The organism is Intrasporangium sp., from assembly GCF_039812505.1.
GTDB lineage: Bacteria > Actinomycetota > Actinomycetes > Actinomycetales > Dermatophilaceae > Intrasporangium_A.
The window spans coordinates 1-4,817 of the sequence record NZ_JBDIAQ010000205.1; the positions used below are offsets into that span (position 1 = coordinate 1).

Genomic DNA, 4,817 nt, shown 5'->3' on the forward strand with positions numbered 1-4,817 from the left:
GGCGAGCCGGGCCTGAGGAACCCAGCCACCCAGCAGACCGCGCGCGACCCGGGGGAGTCCACTCAGCGGCATACGAGCCGGGGTGTGGTCAGGCGTGCCCGGCCAGCGCCCGCTCCGGGCGGCGCGGCAGCAGCCGCGGGTCCGCGCGGTGCACCGCGCCCGCGACGACCGCGGCCAGCACTGCCTTGGCGAGGTCACCGAGGAGGAAGAGCGCGCTGCCGGCCATGGCGGCGGGCAGGCTGATCCCGGCGCGCCACGCGGTGATCGGGACCCCGATCGCGTAGAGCACGATGATCCCTCCGATGACGATCGACACGAGGCCGTACCCGATCTGGTATGGCGCGCCGCGCCGGTAGACCAGGGCACCGATCACGTAGGCAGCGATCGGGAAGCCGAGCAGATAGCCGGCGCTCGGGCTGGCGAACACGCCCAGGCCGCCGCGGCCACCAGCCAGCAGCGGCAGCCCGAGCGCCACCAACAGCAGAAAGAACAGCACCGCGGCCACCGCCCTCCTGGGACCGAGCACCGCACCGATCAGCATGATCCCCAGCGACTGCAGCGTGATCGGCACCGGGAACCCCAGCGGCGAGAACGCAGGAACGAGACCGAGGACCGCGATGAACCCCGCGAACGTCGCCGTCAGCGCGAGATCCCTGGTCCGGCTCTGGGCAGCTCTCAACGGTCTCCTCACCTTGTGGCCGTAGCGATCATGCCATGCCGTGGCGGCAACCCAGTCGCGGGACAAGTGACCGGAACGACGGCGGGGGTCCGCCGTCCGTTGAGCACGGTGGAGCGTCGTGAGTGCTGTTCGTTGCGGTCACTTGTCCCGTCAACTCTCAGCCCATGTGCGGGTAGGTGTGCGTCGTCGGCGGCACGAAGGTCTCCTTGATCGAGCGCACGCTGGTCCAGCGCAGCAGGTTCTGGGCGGCGCCGGCCTTGTCGTTGGTGCCGGAGGCGCGCCCGCCGCCGAAGGGCTGCTGCCCGACGACCGCACCGGTCGGCTTGTCGTTGACGTAGAAGTTGCCGGCGGCGAACCGCAGCCGCCGCGTCGCGTCGGCGATCGCGTGCCGGTCCTGCGCGATGATCGAGCCGGTCAGGCCGTACGAGGAGGCCGACTCCATCTCGGCTAGCGCCTGGTCGTAGTCGCCGTCGTCGAAGACGTGCACCGCCAGGATCGGGCCGAAGTACTCCGTGCGCAGCGCCTCGTCGCCCGGGTCGGAGATCTCCAGCACCGTCGGGCGCACGAACCAGCCGACCGAGTCGTCGTACCGGCCACCGGCGATGACCTCGATGCCGGGCGTGCCGTGGGCCCGGTCGATCGCGGCCTTGTGCTTGGCGAAGGCCCGGTCGTCGATGACGGCGCCCATGAAGTTGCCGAAGTCGGTTACGTCGCCCTGGGTCAGGCCCTCGGTGATCTCGACCAGCTCGTCCTTGACCTGCTTCCACACCGAGGCCGGGACGTAGGCGCGCGAGGCCGCCGAGCACTTCTGGCCCTGGAACTCGAAGGCGCCGCGGACCATCGCCGTGCGCAGCACGGCCGGGTCGGCCGACGGGTGGGCGACGATGAAGTCCTTGCCGCCGGTCTCGCCGACCAGCCGCGGGTAGGTGCGGTACTGCTCGAGGTTGTCCGCGACCTCCCGCCACAGGTGCTTGAAGGTCGGGGTCGAGCCGGTGAAGTGGATGCCGGCCAGGTCGGGGTCGGTCAGGGCCACCTTCGAGACGTCGATGCCGTCGCCGGTGACCATGTTGATCACGCCCGGCGGCATACCGGCCGCCTCGAGCAGCTCCATGGTCAGCTGCGCGGCGAACTGCTGGGTGGGCGAGGGCTTCCACACGACCGTGTTGCCCATCAGGGCCGGGGCGGTCGGCAGGTTGCCGGCGATCGCGGTGAAGTTGAACGGGGTGATCGCGTAGACGAAGCCCTCCAGCGGCCGGTAGTCCGACCGGTTCCACACGCCGCGCGAGTTCAGCGGCGGCTGCTCGGCGAGGATCTGGCGCGCGAAGTGGACGTTGATGCGCCAGAAGTCGATCAGCTCGCAGGCGCTGTCGATCTCGGCCTGGTAGGCGGTCTTGGACTGGCCCAGCATGGTCGCCGCGTTGATGCGGGCGCGCCACGGACCGGCCAGCAGGTCGGCGGCCTTGAGCAGGACCGCGGCCCGGTCGTCGAACGAGAGCTCCCGCCAGCCGGGGGCGGCCGCCTTGGCGGCGTCGACGGCGCGACGGGCGTCCTGCACCGTCGAGCCGCGCAGGGTGCCCAGCACCTTGGCGTGGGCGTGCGGCTGGCGCACGGTGATCTCCGCGCCGCCGCCCATGACCCGCTCGCCGTCGATGGTCTGGGGGAGGTCGCGGGGGCCGGCGGCCTGCAGCTCGGCGAGGGCGGCCTCGAGGCGGGCCCGCTCGGGGGAGCCCGGGGCGTAGTCGAGTACCGGCTCGTTGGCCGGCGCGGGTACGTGGGTCACTGCATCCATGGTCGATCCTTCGTCGGTCGGAGTGGTCGGGCGGTCAGTTCGAGACAAGGCTACGCAGGAAGAAGGCCACATTGGCAGGTCGCTCGGCCAGGCGCCGCATGAAGTACCCGTACCAGTCCTGCCCGTAGGGCAGGTAGACGCGCATCTGGCGACCCTCGGCGACCTGCCGCTCCTGCTCGCTCGTGCGGATCCCGTAGAGCATCTGCAGCTCGTAGTCCGCCGGCTCCCGGTCGTGCTGCGCTGCAAGGCGGTTGGCCTCGTCGACCATCGACTGGTCGTGGCTGGCGACCATCGGGTAGGCGCCCTCGGCGAACAGCACGGCCAGGCAGCGGCGGTAGGCGGCGTCGACGTCCGCCTTCCTCGCGTGGGCCACCGCGCGGGGCTCGGCGTAGGCGCCCTTGACGAGCCGGACGCGGGAGCCCGGGTGGGCCAGGTCGCGCACGTCGGCCTCGGTGCGGAACAGGCCCGACTGGAGCACCGCGCCGACCCACGGGAAGTCGGCGCGCAGCTCGCCCAGGATCGACAGGGTCGAGTCGACCGTGGTGTGGTCCTCCATGTCGAGGGTCACGGTGGTGCCGACCTGCCCGGCGGCGCGGCAGATGACCCGGGCGTTGTCGAGGGCGAAGGCTGCACCGCCCTCGGGCAGTGCCTGGCCCAGCGCGGAGAGCTTGAGCGACACCTCGGCGTGGGCGGCCAGCCCCTCGTCGCCGAGCCGGGTCAGCAGGGCGCGGTAGGCCTCTCGGGTGGCCACGGCCTGGGCGCGTTCGGTGGTGTCCTCGCCGAGGTGGTCGATCGTGACGGACATTCCCCTGGCCACCAGGCCGTGCACCGCGGTCACGGCGTCGTCCTGCTCGTTGCCGGCGACGAACCGGCCGACCAGCCCGCGGGAGACGCGGGAGGTGGTGACGAAGTCGCGGATTCGGGGGGTTCTCGAGGCGGCCAGCAAGGCGGGACCGAGCACTGCAGCTCCTTTGCGTGGGGGGGAGGTCGCCGAAGTGGCGATGACAGCAACGGTATGGCGCTCAGCCCGTCCGCGTCATCGTGCAGGTGTATCGAGATGGCCAGTGAGCGTCATACGATTGTCTGATCTGTAAGGGGGGCCGGCGCGCGGCGCCGGTCGAGAGCCGGCTTCGGGAAGGGGCGGCGGCATGGCGCTGGACCTGCAGGAGATCGTCGACCTCGCCTCGGAGCTGCTCGAGCAGCCCGCGCTGCTCGAGGACCGTGACTTCAACCTCGTCGCCTTCCACAGCCAGAACGCGGGCATCGACGCCGTGCGGCAGCGCTCGATCCTGGAGCGCAGCTCGACGCCGCAGGTGCGGGCCTGGTTCGAGCAGTTCGGGATCGCCACCGCGGCCGGCCCGGTCAGCACCCCGGTCGACCCGGAGCACGGCACGCTCGGGCGGCTCTGCGTCCCGGCGCGCTGGAACGGGGTCAACCACGGCTACCTCTGGGTGCTGGACCCCGACGGCCGGATCGCCGGGCGGCCCGCGGTGGCCGAGGTGCGCCAGCTGGCCGGGCACGCGGGCGCCCTGCTCGCCCAGCGGGCGATGGGCCGCTATGACGTCTCCATCCTGCTCGACTCGCTGCTCTCTCCCGACCCGGCGCGAGCCGCCCGTGCCGCCGCGGAGCTCGTCGAGCGCGGCCTGGTCGGCGCCGGCGACCCGGTCGCGGTCATGCAGGTCCGGCTGCAGCCGGCCGACGGCTCCGTGCCGGTCAACGTGTGGACCCTGCCGCGCGGGGTCGTCGCGGCCGTCGACCCGGACCACGCGACCCTGCTCGTGCGACTGGCGGCATCGGGCGACCCGTCCCCGGCCACCCGTCTCGCGGCGGAGATCCGGCGACAGCACGAGGCGCGGGTCGGGCCGGGTTGGCGGGGCAGCCTGGTCATCGGGATCGGGGAGGCGCAGCCCTCGGTCCGCTCGGCCCGCACGAGCCACCGGCAGGCGACCCTGGCCGCCCGGGTCGCCGAGCTGGACGGCCGATCGCGGACGGCCGCCTGGGCCGAGCTGGGCGTCTACCGCCTGCTCGGGTGCGGACCGGAGTCCGAGCTGACGGCCGCGGTCGTCGACGACCGGGTGCGCCGGTTGCTCGACGAGGGCGACGGCGGGCTGGCCCGCACCGCAAGGGTCTTCCTCGACGAGGCCGGCAGCGTGCAGCGGACCTCGGCACGGCTGGGCATCCACCGCCAGACCGCCTACCACCGGTTCCGCCGGATCCAGGAGCTGACCGGGCTCGACCTGGGGCGAGGCGCGGACCGGCTCGTGCTGCACCTCGGGCTGACGCTGGCTCCGTTGCTCGCGCCGCCGGATGCGCGGGTCTGACGTGTTGGTCTCCGGGCGGAAGGGCGGC

The 4,817-nt window shown here is 72.7% G+C and carries 4 protein-coding genes; 1 reads left to right on the forward strand and 3 read right to left on the reverse strand.

Annotation, left to right across the window (positions count from 1 at the left end):
* Positions 1-88: 88 nt before the first annotated feature.
* The 3 genes from WMI84_RS16905 to WMI84_RS16915 form a co-directional block, all read right to left on the reverse strand.
* Positions 89-679 (reverse strand): biotin transporter BioY, encoded by a 591-nt coding sequence (locus WMI84_RS16905; protein ID WP_347354944.1) that lies wholly within the window; start codon positions 677-679, stop codon positions 89-91.
* 157 nt (positions 680-836) lie between these two features.
* The gene (gene pruA, locus WMI84_RS16910; RefSeq protein ID WP_347354945.1) at positions 837-2,468 is read right to left on the reverse strand and encodes an L-glutamate gamma-semialdehyde dehydrogenase; all 1,632 of its coding nucleotides are present in this window, start codon (positions 2,466-2,468) and stop codon (positions 837-839) included.
* A 34-nt stretch (positions 2,469-2,502) separates the two neighbouring features.
* Positions 2,503-3,429, reverse strand: a complete 927-nt coding sequence (locus WMI84_RS16915) for a proline dehydrogenase family protein (RefSeq protein ID WP_347354946.1) — start codon at positions 3,427-3,429, stop codon at positions 2,503-2,505.
* A 187-nt stretch (positions 3,430-3,616) separates the two neighbouring features.
* Between WMI84_RS16915 and WMI84_RS16920 the strand changes: the two genes are divergently transcribed.
* Complete coding sequence (locus WMI84_RS16920) at positions 3,617-4,789, forward strand: helix-turn-helix domain-containing protein (protein ID WP_347354947.1); 1,173 nt, start codon at positions 3,617-3,619, stop codon at positions 4,787-4,789.
* The last annotated feature ends 28 nt before the right edge of the window (positions 4,790-4,817 follow it).

Coding starts and splice junctions, on each gene's coding strand:
- pruA (WP_347354945.1), bottom strand. CDS start 2,468: ATGGATGCAGTGACCCACGTACCCGCGCCGGCCAACGAGCCGGTACTC.
- WMI84_RS16920 (WP_347354947.1), top strand. CDS start 3,617: ATGGCGCTGGACCTGCAGGAGATCGTCGACCTCGCCTCGGAGCTGCTC.